Below are 20,424 nucleotides of genomic sequence, written 5' to 3' on the forward strand. Positions count from 1 at the left end.
CCTTTATGCAGTTATCCGTCGAATTGAGCATGTACCCCTTTAATGGCGATTATTTACCGCCCATCGAGGGGTTTATCGCTTGGCTCAATCAACAACAAGGCATACGCCTACAAACCGTCGCCACATGTACCATCGTTACCGGCGATTACGACCGGGTAATGAATATATTGCGCGATGGCTTTAAGCACAGCATAGAGCAGCACGGAAAAGCGGTATTTGTTGCCAAGTTCTTACCGGGCTTTACCGCTCTACCCGAGCACGACGAATGAGTGACGGCGTTACCCAGCAAATAAACAACGCCTGGCAAGCTATGTCAGGCTGGGAGATTGCTGCGGTAATTTTGGCAATTGCTTATTTATTGCTGGCGGTGCGCCAAAACAGCTTATGCTGGTATTGCGCACTGGCCAGCACCGCCATTTACACGCTATTGTTTTGGGATGTACAACTGTTAATGGAATCGGCCCTTAACGGTTACTACATGCTGATGGCCGTTTATGGTTGGTGGCATTGGCATCATGGTGGCACCCGTAACACGGTGCTACCCGTGCAGCGCTGGAAGATAAAAAAACACGCACTGGCAATTATCGCCATTGCGGTATTAACCGTTACCTCGGGTAGCTTGCTGCACCAACACACCGGAGCCGCCTGGCCTTATGTCGACTCCTTTACCACTTGGGCCAGTGTGATCACCACCTTTATGGTGGCCCGCAAAGTGCTAGAGAACTGGGCTTATTGGATGGTTATCAACAGCACATCGATCTTTTTGTTTATTGATCGCGGGTTGTATTTAACTGCAGCGCTGCTGGTGTCTTATTTAATTATTTCTGTGTTTGGTTTTATCAGTTGGCGGCGCGATTACCTCACCGACTTAGCCCGTGTCTAATATTGCCGAACTACAGCCGATACTAGATAACTGGCGCGAATGGCCACTGGCGATTAGTGCACCACCTAAAATAATTGGCCCAATCCTTGGCGGGCGTACCAACCGCAGTATTCAAATCGAACTGCCGGGTATTCCCGAGCCAATAATACTGCGGCTTAATAATCGTCACAGCAACGCACTGGGAATCGACCGCGGCGCCGAGGCGAAAATTTTGATGTGTGCCGCCAACGCCGGCATCGCCCCCGCGCCGCTGTATCAAGACCCGGCGCAGCGTTTTTCTCTGCTGCCCTACCTACAAGCGCGAGTTTGGAGCCACGCCGAGCTTGCCCAACCACAGCAACGGCAACGGTTATTTGCGTTGCTACAACAAGTGCGCGAGCTTAAGCCTGCCACTGTCACACGCTCTTATCACGCTTACTTGTCACATTATTGGCAGCAGCTGCATACAGCCAAAATCACCGACCACACGTTAACTCAACTGTGGGCCGAATTTGAGCCCCGTTTACGCCAATTTGATCAACAGCCTTGGCCAAGGCAGCTCACTCATCATGATTTAATTCCCGAGAACATCCTCGATACCGGCGAGCACCTATACCTTATTGACTGGGAATACGCCGCATTGGGCCACCCCGAGATCGATTTATGGTCTATTGATCCAAGCTTGGTACAGGAGCCTTTTATTGCCGAGCTGGCCCATTGGACTAACCTCTTATGGGAGCGTGTTTTAACACTGCCGCGGTCTACCACTACGGCATAAAATTAATCTACACTCCCTCATGTGTTACCCCTCTTAAAACCGCTTACAGCCAAATTCGCCCGCAGACTAAACCCTGCGCAGTACAAGTGCTATTATGGTAAAAATGACCATAACGCCATCTAATAGGACCTGTGCAATATGCGACAACTGACTCGAGCCCCAAAATATGTGGCACTGCTGGCCAGCGTGATGCTTACGTTGCTGTGCTTTAACACCCACGCCGAAGACGGCTACCGTATGTGGTTACGCTACGACGCCATTAGCAACGACCAACTCAAACAGCAATACCGTAACCAATTGCAACAATTAGTCGTTAATGATCAATCGCCGACCTTAAGCATTGCTCAAGCCGAATTAACTCGTGGCTTAAGCGGTTTATTAAGCAAACAGATACCCAATCATCCAAGCCCTAACGGGGCCGGCAATTTAATTATTGGCACCCCAGCAAGCTCGGCGGCTATTGCCCAATTAAAACTCAATGATGCCCTAACCGCGGTGGGCCCCGAGGGTTTTATCATCACCCGCGCCAACGTTGCTGGGCACCAGGCCACCATCATTGCTGCCAATAACGATACAGGTGTTTTATATGGCGCGTTTCATTTGTTGCGCCTGCTGCAAACCAACACGGACATCTCTAACGTAGCGCTGCACTCAGCGCCCTCGGTCGAGCACCGCGTCGTCAACCACTGGGACAACCTTAACCGAATTGTCGAGCGCGGTTACGCCGGATTATCACTATGGGAATGGGGCAATTTACCCGAATATAAAAACAATCCGCGCTATGTCGATTACGCCCGTATTAATGCCTCGCTGGGTATTAATGGCACCGTTATTAATAACGTCAACGCCGACGCACGCATTTTAACCGAACCGTTCTTAGAAAAAGCCGCCGCCTTGGCTGAGGTGTTTCGCCCCTACGGTATCAAGCTTTATTTGTCGGTTAAATTTAACTCGCCGATGTTATTGGACGATTTTGACAGCGCTGATCCGCTAGACCCTAAGGTACAAAAATGGTGGCGCGAGCGGGTTAAAAAAGTCTATCAATACATCCCCGACTTTGGCGGCTTTTTAGTTAAAGCCAATTCTGAAGGCCAACCCGGCCCACAAGACTTTGGCCGCAACCACGCCGAGGGGGCCAATATGCTGGCCGACGCCCTCGCCCCTTATAACGGTTTAGTATTTTGGCGCGCATTCGTCTACGCGCCAGAGCAAGGCGACCGATTTCGCGAAGCTTACGATGAATTTAAACCACTAGACGGTAAGTTTCGTGACAACGTGATTGTGCAAATCAAAAACGGTCCCATCGACTTTCAGCCCCGCGAACCTTTCTCGCCATTATTTGGCGCACTGCAAAAAACCAATATCGCGCTAGAGCTACAAGTCTCGCAAGAATATTTTGGTTTCTCGAATCATTTGGCCTATCAAGGGCCATTGTTTGAAGAGGCGCTCGACACTGATACCTACGCCCAAGGTGCCGGCAGCACCATTGGTAAAATTTTAGCGGGCAAAGTATTCGATTATAAACACACCGGCATGGCTGCTGTGATAAACCCTGGTACCGATCGCAACTGGACCGGCCACACCTTTGTTCAATCGAGCTGGTATGCCTTTGGCCGATTAGCGTGGGACGTCGAGTTAAGTTCGGTAGCAATTGCCGATGAGTGGACTCGCATGACCTTTAGTAACGCCGACTCAGTCCGCTCACCGATCGCGGATATTATGGCCATCAGTCGCGAAGCCGGTGTTAACTACCGCATGCCTTTAGGGCTAACGCACCTGTACGCTCAAGGTCACCACTACGGCCCCGCCCCCTGGCACGACACATCGGGCCGCCCCGACTGGACCGCCTACTATTATCATCAAGCCGATAAAGATGGCATCGGTTACGATCGCACCGCTAGCGGCTCCAGCGCAATCGAGCAATATTATCCACACTGGGCTAAACAATTTGCCAAGCCCGAGACAACACCCGAGAATTTAATGTTGTGGTTTCATCACTTGCCTTGGAGCCAGCCAATGAACTCCGGCCGCAGCTTGTGGCATGAGCTAGTACATAAATACGACACAGGTATTGCACAAGTACGGCAGATGCAATCGCAATGGCAAAGCCTAGAAAACCATATCGACCCCGAACGTTTTGCTCAAATAACAGCACAATTGCAGGTGCAGTTACGCGATGCAATTTACTGGCGCGACGCCTGTATTAGTTATTTTTCCAGCATAAACGGTTTAGCCCTACCGAAAGGCTCACCCGCGCCAGCTCACCCATTGCAGTACTATAAAGCCCAAGAAAGCGTACGTTACGTCCCCGATCCTTGGTATCCAATACCATCGGGACACTGATCAGTTAAATCCAAAAGTACAACAGCGCGGTGGTATCTTTTCACCGCGCTTTAATCCCCCCCGCCAACCACATTTTTAGCCGCACCTCAGCGCCTGCTCGATAGTCTAGTGACTAATTTTGCATACCAAACCAAATCCAGCAGTGGTTTTACTATCGCTACCGGTGAATACCACTTCCTAGCCGACGAAACCGTCATCTTTTCGATTGGCGCGTTAACCTTGGCTGGCCCGACGACACCAATACGCAGCCTATATTTCAGACAAAAAAACCGGATGACTAGATAGTCATCCGGTTTTTAAGTTTTACTGATTAATCCTTAAACCCAGTGATGATCGCACAAAACAATCACCATTAGCCGTTAAGTCCTCTTACATTTTATAGCGTAATCCCAAAAAGAACTTAGTGCCACTATATTCGATACGGTTAAATGCATCTTCTGCTACACGGTATTCCACATAAGGCTCATTAGTTAAGTTAAGCGCTTGGAATTTAACCTGAAGATTCTTGGTCAAGCTATAAGCCAGAGAAAGGTCTACAGAGCTAGTATCATCAACAAAACGATTTGTTTGACCAAAGCTGCTGCCAAAAGGCTTCAAGTAATCAGAGCGATACTTATAAGAAAGACGAGTCGTGAAACCGTAATTCTCCCAATATACCTCAGCGTTATAGCTTTCTTTAGAAAACCCCGGTAAGTCAGAGGGCGCAATAACAACATCGTCGGTCATATCAGAGCCACTTTCGGCGTATTCAAAATCGGTATCGGCGATATTAATACCACCCATCACACCTAAACCATCAAAGGGCGCCGGCAAGTTGGTAAAGCCGTGCTGCAAGCTAAGCTCAATACCATTAATGCTAGACGACTCAGAGGTATTTTGAATCAAACCATTGACGTTCATATTAATTAATTCACCATTAATATTAAACGATTCTTGTACACCAGCGGCATCAGCAACCTCTAGGCCTGCCTCAAAATCCTTATAGTACAAAGCGACAGATATCATAGTGTCTTCACGCGGGTACCAGCCCAACGACAAGTCATAGTTCATGGATTCAATTGCTTCCATATTGGGATTACCCAACGCAGTCGCATTGCCGTTATCTATAGCATCTTGTAGGCTAGCGAACTCTTCTTCACCATCACCCAACTCTAAATCCCGACCAGCACCCATCCACCACATATCGGGGCGAGAAATAGCCATGTAAGCTGCCGCCCGCAACTGAACAGTCTCAGTCAAGCCAATGTTTAAGTTTAAGCTTGGCAATACATTGACATAACTATTTTCAAAGACTTGCTCTGTAAGCGTATCGGACAATTCCTTGAAGGTGTAACTATCATCAGTTAAATCACCAGGAGTTCCAGCATCATTTTCAATAATCGTATAATTTTGGCGATAACCAATCGACTCAACATTGGTTTCTACAACACGCACACCAAAATTACCATTAACATCAACACTACCTAGTTGCGTTGAAAAATTAACCTTAGCGAAAATAGAGACGATATCTTCAGTTAAGTTGATATCACCAGCACTAGGATCGGTAGGTGAAAGCGCCCAATCCTCTGTCCCCCACATTAACTCCGATGCGCACAAAGTATCGTAAGTAGCCCACCGATTAAAGCTGCTGTTCGCATCCTCACCATAACCGTCCTGTGGATACTCGATAGCACAGTTTTGTTCTATTGTTGAAATGTCAGCAAAGTCAGATTTCGTATACTCGATACGATCTTCGCCATAGTTATTATGCTCGTGTGACGAAACACGAATACCACCTTCTAACGAAGTGAAGACTTTACCATCCAGCTCGTAAAACGCACCGATTGCAACTGCGCTAATAGAGTCATTAATTTCTTGTTCGCCATAACGGGCACGCTGATCAGCATCATAGAAACTATAATCATTCAACAAACTATTATTAATAGTTGTGCCGGTAACATCGTCTGGATCTTCATAAATGGTAACCGATGGGTAATCGCTATTACCTTCATTAGTAAAGTCATACCATAGACGATCGGAACGGAAGCGAGTTTGCCATGTTTCTTGATAACGAGTGGTGTCTGAGTAAGAAAAGTCAGCACTTAATAGCAACTTATCGGTTGCGTTCCACTCTATGTTTAACCCTGCACCTTGGTACTCTTCATCACGCTCGCGGTATTCACCGTAACTACTAATACGGGATTCACCGGTGTATTTGGTTAATGCGTGATCTTCATTAGTTTCCCAGTTGCTGATCCGACGACGTCCATCATCAAAATATAAATCGTGACGATCTTCGTAATAAAAACGATCAGACCACTGTGCATCTGCAGTAATATTCCAATCTTCGTTAGGCTGCCATTGAACAGTGGCCATCACTGCATCGCGACTCTCTTCAGACTCCATTTGTCTAAAATAAAACGCATTAGGTATAAAATAATAATCGCCATCCGCTGCGGCACCGCCGTTGGCTGCAGCATTGTCATCACTCCACGAACAATTGCTACCGCCATCTAAAAATCGATCGGAGTTACAGTTGCGCAGTGAAGAGCTGGTATTGTAGCTCTCTTCCGGTGTTGAAGAATCGTGACCGGCGTAACCAACAGCAACACCGATGGTGCCTACCTCAGTATCAAACACATCGGTATAGGATACCGAGCCACGATAACCGATACCGTCATCACCATTTAGTTTTGCATCGTAATCATTGTAGTTGCCTTTTAATTCTGCCTGGAAGCGGCGATCACCAAAATCAATAGGGCGAATACTTTGTAGGTTAATCAGGCCCGCAACGCCGCCTTCTACTAAATCAGCTGATTGTGATTTATAGACTGTTGCACCGTTAACCAACTCAGAGGGAAATTGCGAAAAAGCAACCGAGCGATTACCACTACCAGATGAAATCTCACGACCATTATAAGTAGAGTAACCCAAAAATGGCCCTAAACCACGTACCGATATTTCACTAGAGTTACCTTTAAAACGGTCGCCAGTCACACCAACGATACGCTCTAAGGTTTCAGCAACCGACAAATCGGGCAACGCGCCCATTTCAGATGCTGAAATAACGTCAACGATCGTTTCAGCATCACGCTTAATTTCAATAGAGTTACGCATGGTCTCGCGAATAACACCAATGACCACGACTTCCTCTAGCAAATCCATCTCATCATCTTGCGCTAAAGCAAAAGACGACGGAAAAAAACTTGATGCGATAGTGACAGCTAGAAGCTTGCGGGCGAAGCTCGCGCGTTTATTTATACATTGTGGCTTACACAGAGAGCTCATACTTTCTCCTACTCTTATTCGTTTTATTGTAAGTCGTTACCGACCTGAAGCGCCATGCAAGCTCTTGGGCCTGCCAATAGCGTTAGTTAGAGTATGAATCAACCCAAGCAAATGGTAAAGTGGTATTACCAGTTGAACGTAGATTACCCCAAAAAACTCATCGGTAGACAGTAGAGGTACAACCACATGACGCCCCAAAGCTCTAACAATAAAACTTATAAATCAATAACTTACCCTAAAGCCCACAGGATTATTGGCTGTCTTTTAATAATGCTCTCGCTATCAAGTACCGCAAAGACTATTGAAAATTTAAATCGTGATTTGCCCGCCCCCTCTTATGCTGGCTACAAAAATGACTAAAACTTTACCTCTATACCAATATCAATTACAAAAACGCTTGTGCGGAGAGTAACCGTGAAAAATAAAATAAATTTAGTACCATTAATTTATAAAGCTGGTGTTTTCTTGACGCTATCATCCATAATTTTTGGATGTCACAGTAAAGCCAATACGAAACCAGACTCTAATAAACAACCAGATTCCATCTATCAATGGCAACGGCAAGCACAAGATTTTTTTAACCCACAAGACTCTACTCGATCTGACATCTTGAAGATTATTATCACTCGGGCTGACAGGTTACTTGAAACAAACGAAACATTTAGCGTCACTTTTAATAACTCCACTCCTCCAAGTAATGACTTACAAGATTACACCAGTACCGGACCCTATTGGTGGCCTAACCCAACAACAGAAAACGGTTTACCTTGGATAAGAAGAGATGGAGTTATTAATCGCGAAGTACGAGGCCGAGATAGCGACTCTACTGAATTACGAAGTTTTGTCTCGAGTGTAAGCACATTAGCTCAAGCTTATGCATATACCAATAATGAATCCTATGCAAAATACGCACAACTTCTGTTTCAGGTCTTCCTTTTTGATAAAGATACCGGAATGAACCCAAATTTTCGCTATGCTCAGGCGATACCGGGGATCACCGATGGTCGAGGAATTGGAATTATTGAGTCTCGCTTACTGATCAATGTGCTCAATGCGCATCAACTATTAAAAAGCTCTAAAAATTACAAAAAATATGTATCTGCGCCATTATCACTTTGGATATCAGACTACCTAGAGTGGCTGATAAACAGTCCTAACGGTATTGATGAATCACTTACTCACAACAATCATGCCAGTTTTTACGATTATCAAATCGCCTATTTTTCCCGTTTTGTAAACGATCAAAAAAACTTAAATGAGACTATAAATAAACTCTATAAACGACGCATAAAAAACCAAATAAATCCCTCAGGAAAACAACCACACGAGTTGAATCGAACTCGGCCTTATCATTACAGTGTTTTTAATCTTGAAGCATTCTGGGGATTGGCGGTCATTGCTTCCGACATAGGAAAACTTAAATTAGTTATAGGTTCTGAAGAGGATAACCAAACACATCTTATTGTCAAAGCCCTAGATTATATAAACCAACAACAAAATAAACTGTTAAACATCAGCGATCACACACCTAACTCAGTTAGTCGAGAATCTTTGATTAGAGTAAATTTACTAGCAGGTCAAATTTATGACAAACGCTTTACCGATTACGCTAAAACTTTAATGCTAAAGCACAATGAATACGATTGCTTACTAGCTTTTCCTGTGGATATTTCAGAAGACATTAAACCATCTTTTACTTTATCAAACCTTAACAATAAAACCGAAAGAAATGATGGTTTATGTCAATTATAAATTAATCTTATTGGTAACATGTAGAAGTTTAGACCTAATAAACTGCTAAATAAAAACCCCAGAAGGCTTAACCTACTGGGGTTTTTATTTAGTAAAATCGTATTAATACTAAGTATTAAGGTGCTTTAATGCGTGAATAACACCACGCAACTCTGCCAACCCACGTAAGCGACCCATATACGAATAACCCGGTTTAACACCTTCGGATTTTTCCTCATCAGCCATCAGGTGGCCATGGTCAGGACGCATAGGAATCGAAACCAAGCTCTCGCCGGCTTGTTTACGACGACGCTCTTCTTTTAGCAGAGCATTAATAAGCCCCACCATATCGTTGTCACCGTCTAGATGATCGGACTCATAAAACGATCCGTCTTCCTCACGCTTAACATTACGCAAATGCACAAAATAAATACGTGGGCCAAACTCTTCCGCCATCGCCACTAAATCGTTATCGCATCGTGCACCATAAGAACCGGCGCACAAAGTTATGCCATTTGCAGCGCTATCAACCGCGGTTAATATTTTACGGACATCTTCGGCGGTCGAAACCACCCGAGGCAAACCAAACAAAGAAAACGGCGGATCATCAGGGTGAATACACAACTTAACACCGCTCTGCTCCGCCACTGGCACTACCGCTTTCAAAAACTCTATTAAGTTATGACGCAGACCTTCGGTCCCCAAAGCAATAAATTGCTCAATCGCCACTTTAATTGACTCACGAGTATAAGAACCTTCACCACCAGGCAGTCCCGCAATAATATTTTTTTCAAGTAATAGCTGTTCTTGCTCACCCATCTCACTAAAACGTGACTTGGCTTTCTCCAGTACTGCTTGAGTGTAATCCAATTCTGCACCTTGACGCTTCAGCATATAAACGTCGTAAGCTGCAAAATCGGTAAGCTCAAACCTCAACGCCTGACTACTGTTGGGCATGCGATAACTTAAATTAGTGCGGGTCCAGTCAACCACCGGCATAAAGTTGTAACAAACCGCCGGTATACCTGCTTTACCAACACTCCGAATCGATTCTTTATAATTCTCAATCAATTCTAAGTAGTTGCCACTGCGCGTCTTAATGTCATTGTGCAGAGGAATACTCTCGACCACATTCCAACATAAACCCGAAGCTTTAATTTTCTCGTTGCGCGCTATTACTTCTGTCTCAGGCCAAATATCACCTGTGGGAATATCATGCATAGAAGTGACAATATGAGTTGCCCCCGCCTGCTTAATTTTTTCCAGCGATATCGAATCACTTGGGCCAAACCATCTCCAAGACTCTTGCATCTGTACATTCCTAACTAAATTTTGCGATGGTATTAGTATTTGCGCCAAATTGGCCTTACCATCCTACCACGATGGTAGCCAGATGGCGACCACCTACACGTATTTACCGAAAATTCATACTACTCGACACTGTTTAACAACAGATTTACTCCCCGCTAACAGCAACAAATACACCTTTAACATTTTGAGTTTTCACCTCTACCACCAGATCATGCCCGGCTTTAGGGAGCACTTCGATAGACGCATAACCATTGGCAGCCTCGATAACACTGCTGCGACCTGGACTACCAAAGCGGTCTACCAAAGCATCATTTGAACCCAATACAGAGAAATAAATGCGGTCCGAGTAATCGGTTAAGCGGCGGTTTTTATCATCAACAGCCTCTACCTCTACCAACACTGTTCCGTGCTCTGTAGCGCGCTGAGTCACATGTAAACGGTCAAATTTTCCCGGCTCACCGATGTAGTAAGTCAGCTCAACTTCATCCGTTGCCACCTGTTTAGTAGCGTTACGGCCGACAACACGAAGCGTGTTACCACCCTCATTAAAAGGAACCTGCCAAACCAAACCTGATGCGGGAAACTCGCCCTGCTTACGAGGCTTTTCACCCAACGATTTCCCATTTAAAAACAGCTCAGCCGACTCAGTATTACAAAATACATCCACCGTACGGCCCTCTTTAGGGCCATAGCGATGCGTCCAAGTATGTGACTCGATATAGCACACCGGATCTTTGGCCCAATAACTAGCAAATACGTAATAGGTATCTTTAGGTTTGCCATTACGATCAAACAAACCTTTTTGGTTAACATAAGGAATGGGGTTTTCTGGACGCAGCGGCGTGCCAAAATCGCGTACAGCCCATTGTGCGGTACCACTTAAACCCGGCAATGATTCACTAACATTTAGGTGCCAATCAAATAGATCCACCATGTAGTTTTCATTCCAATCTGACGACTTAGCTACACTTTTTACTACGGTCTGATTAACAGCCTCCTCGACAGACACTTGCGCATCACGTAACCCCTGTGCATCAATTGGAGTTTCAGTATGCCGACCAACATGACTTGAACCGCCATATTCCATATGAATCATGTTAGGGTATTTTTTACTGGCCGCACGCATGGCCGTTTCATATTGACCGTAAGCGCCCCCATACCAACCCGCCCAAATTGATGGCGAAAACGAATCCACTATCTCGGCACCAGGGTAGTATTTACGAATGCTGGTTAAGCGTGAATTGTCAACCGCTTTTACCATATCGTTAAGCTTGGCAAGATAAGGCACTAAAATTTCATCGCGACCACCACCAGGAAAATCAGCTTCCCAATAAATTTCGTTGCCTAACGACCAAAACGCAATGCTAGGATGATTGAAATTTTGCGCCAATTGCTCTTTTAGTAATGCTTCGGTATTTTTCTCCCACGCCTGACCACCTTTGCCGCCACGGCACCACGGCAATTCATCCCAAACGATCAGACCTAACTCGTTAGCTGCACGGTACACCTCTGGATCTTGCGGATAATGACCTAAGCGTACAAAGTTAGCACCCATGGTTTTTATCAACTGCATATCGTTGCGATGCTGTTCATTACTCATGGCGGCACCAACACCAGCTAGTTCCTCGTGACGGTGCGTGCCACGCAGTAACAAACGCTCACCATTAACAAAGAAACCTTTACCTGGCAGCTGCTCAAACCAACGATAACCAAACTGCGATTCAGCCGTATCCAGAACGCGCCCCTCATTACTGCCTAACAGCTCTATACCTATTGAGTAAAGATTGGGTGTGCTTGGTGACCAAAGCAAAGCATCCGAGAAACTATCCAGCAGAAATTTTTGTTGCGTCTCCCCTTTAGCAATGCTTACTGGCTGCTCAATTGAAGCAACCGTTTCACCTGTCGGAGAAGTAATAGTCGCCTTTAATCGCCCTACTGTTTTAACCTTACTATCAAAAAAAACTGTCAGTTCTGTAGAGTAATCTCCTTGTGCCACCTTAGGTGAGCGGGCTTCAAAACGTTCAATTAATGTTTTGTTTTTACTTAACAACCACACATCACGAGTAATCCCCCCGTGAATAAAAAAATCGGATTTTTGCGAGGGTATAAGATCCGGGTTATAGGCATTAGAGACTCTAACTAAAAGCTCATTGTTACCCGATACTTTTATCGCATCACTCAACTCCACATCAAAGCCAATATAACCGCCGGTATGCGAACCAACTAAGGTTCCATTTAAATAGACCTCAGTTTCCATATTGGATCCTTCAAAGTGCAGTAAGTAACGGTCTGCATTGCTAACCTTAAAGGTTTTTTTGTACCAACTGACACCGCGACGATACCCTGGCATCTGATCCACTGTATCCGTAGCGTTCCAAGTATGCGGCAACGTTATCTCAATCCAATCCGATGCTCTGCTGCTTGGCTCATCAATACCAACCTCAGAGTACTGCCAATTGTTATTAAAAAGCGTCTTGGCAACACTAGCCTGCACAGATGAACTAAATGTGAAGGTAACCCACACAAGAGCAATATATTTTAAGATGTTTAATAATTTCATAAGCGATACACGATGTTAGATTGAATAAAAGTAGCCAAGCTCACCTTATCAGCGAGCCATCCAGCCGCCGTCTACCAGTAACACATGCCCATTGACATAATCAGAGGCCTTGCTGCTTAAATAAATGGCTGTCCCGACTAAATCTTCTGGGATACCCCAACGCTCTGTTGGTATTCGAGCACTGATTCCCGCAAGCCTTCCTGGGTCTTTACGCAAATTTTCAGTATTGTCAGTTTCAAAGTAACCAGGGGCAATAGCATTCACTTGAATGTTATCTTTAGCCCACTCGTTGGCCAGCGCTTTAGTCAACTGGGCCACGCCACCTTTACTTGCAGCATAAGCAGGAACTGTAATACCACCGGAGAAACTCAATAATGAGGCGATATTAATAATTTTTCCGGACTGGTTTTTAAGCATAGAACGACCAACTTCACGACACATCCGAAACACTCCGTTAAGATTAGTTTCGATCACATCATTCCAATCGTCGTCTGAGAACTCATGAGCAGGAGCGCGAGCAATAGTTCCCGCGTTATTGATTAAGATATCAATCCTGCCAAACTCTTCCAACACCTCCGCAACCGTTTCTCGAATAGAATCAGCTGAACGCTGATCACAAGCTAACGGACGGATAAATAAATCATGCTTGGAAAATAGTTTACAGGTCTTATCAAGGCTCTCTGGACGCGAACCTAAAGCCACAACTTTTGCTCCCGCTTGCGCCAACCCCAACGCCATCGCCTGACCTAAGCCGCGACTGGCACCGGTTACTACAGCAACCTTGTTCTCCACCGAAAACAACTGTGAAATAACTGACTGACTCATCTTATCCCCCTATTGATTTAACAGCTGGTAAACTTCGGCGGCAGCCAATAGCAATGCACCGGTACCGTATAACTGAGTGTCATCTGCTGTGGCGCTTTCGGGGGCATAGCCAACCTGCTGTACATACCCTAACTTTCCACTGGGCTGCACGGTGCTAACCAATGATTGCCAGCCACGCTCTACCGCCGAACGATACTGCTCAGCAGGCAATACGCCATTGTTTATACCCCACGCCAATGAAAAGACAATCAAACCCGTAGCACTCGACTCTGGATTTTGCCCATCGCTAGCCTCCAATAAAGATGCAGGCCAACTACCATCTGCTTTTTGCGCCTGTAACAAACTCTTACTCACCCGCTTAAAAAGATTCACGTACCTTTCGCGATCACTAAAGTCTTTTGGTATATATGGTAGTGTGCGTGCAATACCAGCCAACACCCAGCCGTTTCCGCGCCCCCAATAAACCGGCTTACCGTTCTCAGCTTTACGCTTAAAGTAACGGCTATCACGTAAAAATAAATGATCTTCTTCGCTGTATAAATAATCGGTAGTTAGCCAAAACTCGCGATTCATAAACTCTAAATACTTGGCATCTCCAGTAATTTTTGACAGCTGTGCCCACACCGGTGGCGCCATATAAATTGCATCAGCCCAACACCAGCGCTGCGTACACCACGGATCGGTATAGGTACGGTTAGCTCCATTGATAACTTCTTTTTCTGGATGTTCAAAATCTAAACTGCGATCACTAGGGTGGTCTAACACCCAATCGAATACCATTTCGACGTTTTGCTTCATCACTGGGTCTTGATATTTTTCATACATATCAAGATAAACCTGACCGATAGCGTGATCATCGGCGTGATAACGACGAGGCCCCAAGCGCCACTGGTTAACTGCGGCGATATTACGTACGGCCTGCTCATAACCGAGCTGATCAGAAACCTTCCCCCAAGCTAGCAAGCCTGAGTGCAACGGAGCGTACATCCACCCTTGGGGCAAACCGCTGGCACGGCCTTCTTTACGCATTTTATTTGAGCGAATATCGTATTGATCCAACTGCCAATCGGCCACTTGGTTGGCTACCTGCCGCACGTCTTGAACACTAAATTTAGCGCTCAAGTTCAGCTCGGCCGTGCCTGGCTTTTGGTACTCAATAAGCTCGGGCCAGCTCAACCCTTGGCTCTGGTCCACCTCAGCGGTCGCGCACCCGTAAGACAAAGCGCCTAACAATAAAGCAGGTAGAGTTTTGCGTATCATTATGACCTCCAGAGTCATTTTATTTGTGCTCATAGCCACCACCGACTAACCGCTTAATACGATCAATTCAGCAACTGGTAATGTGGTAATACCAATAATCCTATAGTATATTCCTCTGACACTAAAGTCTATGGCCTAACTATAAATCATTGGAGACAAGGCGAATGAAACGACTCTTACCCACATCAATAGCCGTTTTGGCAGCACTCATACACTCGTACAGCTTTGCCTCTGCGATAACCGAAAACGCCTCACATTACACTGTCAGCAACCCCCTCAACCAACCGCTACAACAAGTTTTAGCTATCCCTTTAAATAGTGAGACACAAGGCAAAGGTGACCTCCTTGTCACCAGCAACGGGGCCGAAGTGCCAAGCCAAACCACCGCTACAGAACTGCTCGTAGCACTTGAACTTGCCGCTAACAGCCATCGCGATATTACGGTACATCGTTTAATAGAAGGCGCCCCAAAAATCATTTACCCCAAGCAAACCTACGCCGAGCTAGCGGTACGAATAGGTGGGAAATCTGACGAAAAAGGTCTTTACAGCGGCGGAAAATATTACCCCGTAAAGGCAATGCAATTACCTGCCAGCCATAGTATCGGTAACAAACTTTTCAAATACGAAGGGTTTGGTTGGGAGTCAGAACACATTGCCTACCGGTTTTACTTTGATCAGCGCGGCGCTGTCGATATTTTTGGCAAAATAAAAAACGGCTTGTCGCTCGCAGCCACAGGCCTTGACGGCGGGGACTATCACAGCCTTTCTGACTGGGGAATGGACGTGTTAAAAGTGGGGCCATCTCTAGGGCTCGGCGCCGTTGCTGCCTGGGTCGACAATCAACTCGTTAAACCCGCTCCCACCCAAGGTATGTCCGCCAGCATTAAAGATGGCGCTTTACAGTCCAGCATCACCGTCAAGCATAACGGCTGGCCTGTAGGCGGCGACACTTTAGATTTAAGCACCCGCTATAGCATCCGTGCCAACTCCCCACTAACCCGGGTCGAGGTTGCAGCTAATTCTTTATCGCAGCTTGCCACTGGTATCGTTAAACACGACGTGCAAGTACTCACCTACGCTCCTGATCATGGTAAATGGGGGTATCTCGCCACCTACGGCAATCAAAGTCTCAATGACGACGACCTGGGGATGGCGATCTTCTTTCCGCTCAAGGCTTTTGACTCGTTTAAAACCGATTCTGCCAACGAGCTTGTGGTACTCAATAATCAGCCTCAAGGAACCCACTATTATTTTGCCGCCTATTGGTCAGCCCACCCCAATGGCCCAAAATCTGCTGCTGAATTTAAGGCCCTATTACGCAGCGAAATCGATCAGCTAAACCATCCTTTTACATTAACGTCCCACAAACTATAAACAGGTGAACCATGAAATTACGCTATACCGCCGACATTAATAGCTACAAACGCATGACCAACTCCGAGCTAAAACAGGCCTTTGTGGTCGATGAATTGTTCGTGCCGGGTGAAACTGTTCTCACCTATACCGACGTCGATCGCGCCATCGTTGGCAGCTCCGTACCTCAAGAGCAACCACTGGGGTTACCACAATCAAAAGAGCTGGGTTCTGACTATTTTTGCCAACGCCGAGAAATTGGAGTTATCAACATCGGCGGCGCTGGCACCATTGAGGTAGACGGCGTCAGCTACGATATGCAATACAAAGATTCGCTGTACATTGCCCGCGAAAGCAAAGACATAAGCTTTGCCAGCGTTAACCCCTCAGAGCCGGCGCAGTACTACATTGTTAGCTACCCCGCGCACCGCACCACTCAAACGACTCATGTCACCAAAGCAGATGCTCACCATATAGAGCTGGGCAGCGCCACTGAATCTAACGACCGGGTTATCAACCAGTCGATTCGCCCAGGAATTGTCGACAGCTGCCAGTTGGTTATGGGCTTTACCGAGCTGGCCTCGGGCAGTGTTTGGAACACCAAGCCGCCCCACACCCACCGTCGACGCAGTGAAATTTATATGTACTTTGAGTACAACGACGATAACCGCGTGTTTCACTTTATGGGCGAACCCAGCGAAACCCGCAGCTTAGTGTTGGCCGCAGGCACGGCTGTTATATCACCAGCGTGGTCAATTCACAGTGGCGCCGGCACCACTAATTACACTTTCATCTGGGCCATGGGGGGTGAAAACCAAACCTTTGACGACATGGACCACATTCCCATTAGCAAGATTTCGTAATCATTAAGAGGTAAGGCCGGCAATAAAAGAGGGAGTCATCACGGAAAAACACACATTTCGGCCTTACCACTTGACTACCATCCCATATTCAAATAAATTCATAGCACCCGCCCGTACTCTGAGGGTTGCACCAGAACCACATGAATCATTTACAAAACAAGATGACGGGAGGGCGACTGTGCTTCACATAATAAATAAACGAAGGACTCATTATGAAAAAAAGAACATCTCAACCGCACTTAAAACTTTTCAAAAAATCCCTACTCGGTGTTTCAATTGCCCTCGCCGCCTCCAGTGCAACGGCTCAAGACCTGTCAGATTCCTCTAAATTAGAAGAAGTTGTCGTAACAGGCATCCGCGCTTCGCTGGCAAACGCTCTTGAAGAAAAGCGCTCGTCACCTAAATTAGTCGAAGTCATCATCGCTGACGACATTGGTAAACTACCCGATCAAAACCTTGCAGAAGTAATGGAGAACATCACAGGCGTTCAAATTACTCGTACTGCAGGTGTGGGTACTGGTGTACAAATTCGTGGTACTAACGCTAACCGCGTAGAAATCAACGGTGTTGCTACTGTAGGTTCAGGTTCTGGCCGTAGCGGTATTGGTTTTGAAGATGTTAACCCAGCCATTATTGCAGCGGTTGAAGTAACAAAGGCTCCAGATGCCAAAACTGTTGAAGGCTCTGTAGGCGGTACGGTTAACCTAAGAACTATTCGTCCATTAGACTTAAGCGAAACATTAGGATCAATAAGAGTTCAAGGCGAAGACAGCAGCCTAAGTACAGAAGGCATTCAGCCTAGACTTTCAGGCGCCTATGGCGACACTTGGGAAACCAGTGCTGGTGACTTTGGTTTTGTCATCAGCGGTAGTTACACCGAGCAAGAAGCTTTGTCTTTCCGCCCTCGTGCTGACCGTGATGTTGTCGTTACTCAAGGTGACAATACTTTCAACGGCATCAACTTCTTGCTGCAAGAACAAGAAAATGATAGCTACGAGACAGTGAACGTTGCATCGACTTTTGAGTGGGCGCCCAGCGATCAATTAAAATTCCATGCCGATGTTATCGTCAACAATCAAGAACGAAGCCGCGACTCATACAAAATTGAAGGCTCAGGCGTCGGCTCCATAAGATCCATCTCTACCCCAGACTCATACGAAACCGTAGATTTCGGCTATGGACTGGGTGAATTCCAAATGGCTGAAACGGGTCGTTTATCTCCGAATCTTGATTTCGATGATGACGATCCAAACATGCGCGTGACTAGTGAAACAAACGCACGCGTTACAGACACCACTTTGTTTAGTGTTGGTGGTGAGTGGCAAGGCGATAAGCTGACCGCAAGTTTTGAAATTTCCTCAGCAGCGTCTGACACAAGCACGCCTAAGCTAAACACAACCATGAACTTCATCAACCCCAACACTCCTCTTGACGGTGGTGGTTATACTGTTACTGCCGCGACTGGCAATGACAACGCTGTACCCTATATTTATGATTTGTCTGGTGGTGCTCTAGCATTTGGTATCGATTTTGACAACGAATACGCTCCAACCGTTGCAGATTTGCTTTCAGCTGATAACTATGTGCTTCGTGCATTAGATGTGAGCCGTGACACACAAGAAAACAGCGATGACCAGTTCCGTGTTGACTTCTCTTACACTCTTGAAGAGTTTGGAATCACATCGATTGATGCCGGCTTGCGCTTCAACAGCACCTCTGCTGAATCAGTAACCATTAACGATAAGCTTGGTAACTTCAGCAAATTAGGTGACTCACCAAGAGCTTCTCTGTTCTCTGATGTTGTTGTTCCCGGGCCATCTAACTATGGTGATACGGGTGATCGTGAACTATTTGTTGGCGACTTCTTAATGATTGACGCAGACAAAGCCTTCTCTGATCCCGATGGCACAATCGATATCTTTGAATCTGCTTTTGCGGCCAACCGAGCACTATTCCCTGAAGGTACTGGCGCTACTTCATTAGGCCTAGAAGAAGACTTAAACGCATACTATCTAGTTGAAGAAGATACAACCGCGTTCTACACCCAAGCTAACTTCGAGTACGGCATGCTCAGCGGTAACATCGGGTTTCGGTATGTAGAATCCGAAATTGATTCGGTTGCTTATGGGACTGAAGTGAATGGTGTTCGCTCGTTAAAAACTACCAGTGGAAAGTACGATTTCTTCTTACCTCGTTTGAACTTAACCGCTCAAGTAACTGACGACGTAGTCATTCGTGCAGCCTACGGTTCAGATATTAGACGCCCTGACTTTAATGATCTAAATGAAGGCTTCACCTATAGTCAGTCTGAGACTTCTGTATTAGAGCTGGGCAACTCAAATCTTGAGCCAGAAGAAGTAGATTCTTTAGATCTTTCTGTTGAATGGTACTTTGCACCTTCTGCGGTAGCTAGTGTTGCTTTCTTCAAAAAAGATCGTAGTAATATTATTACTACGATCTTTAACGGTGCGCCCCTGACTGAAAGCACTACAACCGTTGGTGGTCTCGAACGTTCAAATGATCCATCATGTCCAGGCGGTGGTGTTTGGAACCCAACCGTTATACCTAATACCTTAGGTGATCCAAACACCGTAGGCTTGTGTGTTGACTCTAGCCAAAGAGGTAACGATTCTTCGACAACGACTCAAAAAGGCGTTGAGATGCAGGTTCAGTATGACCTCGCAGAGTTTGAGGACTCTCTAGGCTGGGCTTCAGGTTTTGGTTTCTTGGCTAACTACACTTGGCAGGAGTTTTCAGGTGGTTCACAAATTGATGAAACGTCTGGTCGTGGTCAAGCTGTGCTAGGTGATTTTTCAATACCTCAGGGGCTGCTAGAGTTCTCTGAAAATGCTTATAACATTACTGGCTACTACGAGAAGCACGGCCTTTCGGTCAGAATGCGTTACACATGGCGTGAAGCATTCCGTTCATTAGACTTTGCAGGCGGTGCTAGTGGCAGTAGTACCTATAGTTTCCCTGTTGTAAATCACGACAGAGGTCAGTTAAACGCTAGTGTTAGTTATGATGTTACCGATCAGCTAAACATTGGTGTTGAAGCGGTTAACCTGACCGAAGAAGGTATTCTTCAAACTTGTGTATCTGAGACTGGCCCCGTATGTTTTGCAGGTTATCCAGATCGTAGAATTACATTTGGTGCGAGTTACCGCTTCTAAGTTAGCTTAACTTGAATAATGTCTGGGCTTGCCCACAGCTGTCTCACCGCTTAACAGGCATTATTAGGTCAGTCTCAGATTTGAGGCTGACCTCCA

The 20,424-nt window shown here is 46.0% G+C and carries 13 protein-coding genes; 8 read left to right on the top strand and 5 right to left on the bottom strand.

The genetic code is table 11. From position 1 onward, the window contains the following. Positions 1-5 precede the first annotated feature (5 nt). The 4 genes from GILYN3_RS10450 (at position 6) to GILYN3_RS10465 (ending at position 3,983) form a co-directional block, all read left to right on the top strand. On the top strand, positions 6-269 hold the full coding sequence (locus GILYN3_RS10450) for a hypothetical protein (RefSeq protein ID WP_049722928.1): 264 nt from the start codon (positions 6-8) through the stop codon (positions 267-269). Next, positions 266-883, top strand: coding sequence for a nicotinamide riboside transporter PnuC (gene pnuC, locus GILYN3_RS10455; protein ID WP_049722929.1), 618 nt, complete (start codon positions 266-268; stop codon positions 881-883). The genes GILYN3_RS10450 and pnuC overlap by 4 nt, the downstream gene beginning before the upstream one ends. Beyond that, on the top strand, positions 876-1,640 hold the full coding sequence (locus tag GILYN3_RS10460; RefSeq protein ID WP_049722930.1) for a choline/ethanolamine kinase family protein: 765 nt from the start codon (positions 876-878) through the stop codon (positions 1,638-1,640). The genes pnuC and GILYN3_RS10460 overlap by 8 nt, the downstream gene beginning before the upstream one ends. 138 nt (positions 1,641-1,778) lie before the next feature. Further along, entirely contained in the window at positions 1,779-3,983 is a 2,205-nt protein-coding gene (locus tag GILYN3_RS10465; RefSeq protein ID WP_049722931.1) for an alpha-glucuronidase family glycosyl hydrolase, read from the top strand. A gap of 369 nt (positions 3,984-4,352) precedes the next feature. Here the strand turns inward: GILYN3_RS10465 and GILYN3_RS10470 are convergent, their stop codons facing one another. Continuing rightward, the gene (locus tag GILYN3_RS10470; RefSeq protein ID WP_049722932.1) at positions 4,353-7,250 is read right to left on the bottom strand and encodes a TonB-dependent receptor; all 2,898 of its coding nucleotides are present in this window, start codon (positions 7,248-7,250) and stop codon (positions 4,353-4,355) included. Between the two features lie 414 nt (positions 7,251-7,664). Here GILYN3_RS10470 and GILYN3_RS10475 point away from each other — a divergent pair, with 414 nt between their 5' ends. Next, complete coding sequence (locus GILYN3_RS10475) at positions 7,665-9,002, top strand: alginate lyase family protein (protein WP_049722933.1); 1,338 nt, start codon at positions 7,665-7,667, stop codon at positions 9,000-9,002. 108 nt (positions 9,003-9,110) lie between these two features. On the opposite strand, the gene uxuA is transcribed toward GILYN3_RS10475, so the two are convergent. The 4 genes from uxuA to GILYN3_RS10495 form a co-directional block, all read right to left on the bottom strand. Then, positions 9,111-10,292 carry a mannonate dehydratase gene (gene uxuA, locus GILYN3_RS10480; RefSeq protein ID WP_049722934.1) on the bottom strand — a complete coding sequence of 394 codons (1,182 nt, stop codon included), beginning with the start codon at positions 10,290-10,292 and terminating at the stop codon, positions 9,111-9,113. A 145-nt stretch (positions 10,293-10,437) separates the two neighbouring features. Next, positions 10,438-12,852 carry a glycoside hydrolase family 2 protein gene (locus tag GILYN3_RS10485; protein ID WP_084005354.1) on the bottom strand — a complete coding sequence of 805 codons (2,415 nt, stop codon included), beginning with the start codon at positions 12,850-12,852 and terminating at the stop codon, positions 10,438-10,440. Positions 12,853-12,900: 48 nt separating this feature from the next. Continuing rightward, positions 12,901-13,677 carry an SDR family oxidoreductase gene (locus tag GILYN3_RS10490; RefSeq protein WP_049722935.1) on the bottom strand — a complete coding sequence of 259 codons (777 nt, stop codon included), beginning with the start codon at positions 13,675-13,677 and terminating at the stop codon, positions 12,901-12,903. A 9-nt stretch (positions 13,678-13,686) separates the two neighbouring features. Then, entirely contained in the window at positions 13,687-14,970 is a 1,284-nt protein-coding gene (locus GILYN3_RS10495) for a glycoside hydrolase family 88/105 protein (protein ID WP_232305566.1), read from the bottom strand. Positions 14,971-15,101: 131 nt separating this feature from the next. Here GILYN3_RS10495 and GILYN3_RS10500 point away from each other — a divergent pair, with 131 nt between their 5' ends. The 3 genes from GILYN3_RS10500 (at position 15,102) to GILYN3_RS10510 (ending at position 20,328) form a co-directional block, all read left to right on the top strand. Further along, positions 15,102-16,313, top strand: coding sequence for a DUF4861 family protein (locus tag GILYN3_RS10500; RefSeq protein WP_049722937.1), 1,212 nt, complete (start codon positions 15,102-15,104; stop codon positions 16,311-16,313). 11 nt (positions 16,314-16,324) lie between these two features. After that, positions 16,325-17,155 (top strand): 5-dehydro-4-deoxy-D-glucuronate isomerase, encoded by an 831-nt coding sequence (gene kduI / locus GILYN3_RS10505; protein ID WP_049722938.1) that lies wholly within the window; start codon positions 16,325-16,327, stop codon positions 17,153-17,155. A 212-nt stretch (positions 17,156-17,367) separates the two neighbouring features. Beyond that, positions 17,368-20,328: a TonB-dependent receptor gene (locus GILYN3_RS10510; protein WP_049722939.1), complete on the top strand. Its 2,961-nt coding sequence runs from the start codon at positions 17,368-17,370 to the stop codon at positions 20,326-20,328. Positions 20,329-20,424: the final 96 nt, after the last annotated feature.

The organism is Gilvimarinus polysaccharolyticus, assembly GCF_001187555.1.
Lineage (GTDB): Bacteria > Pseudomonadota > Gammaproteobacteria > Pseudomonadales > Cellvibrionaceae > Gilvimarinus > Gilvimarinus polysaccharolyticus.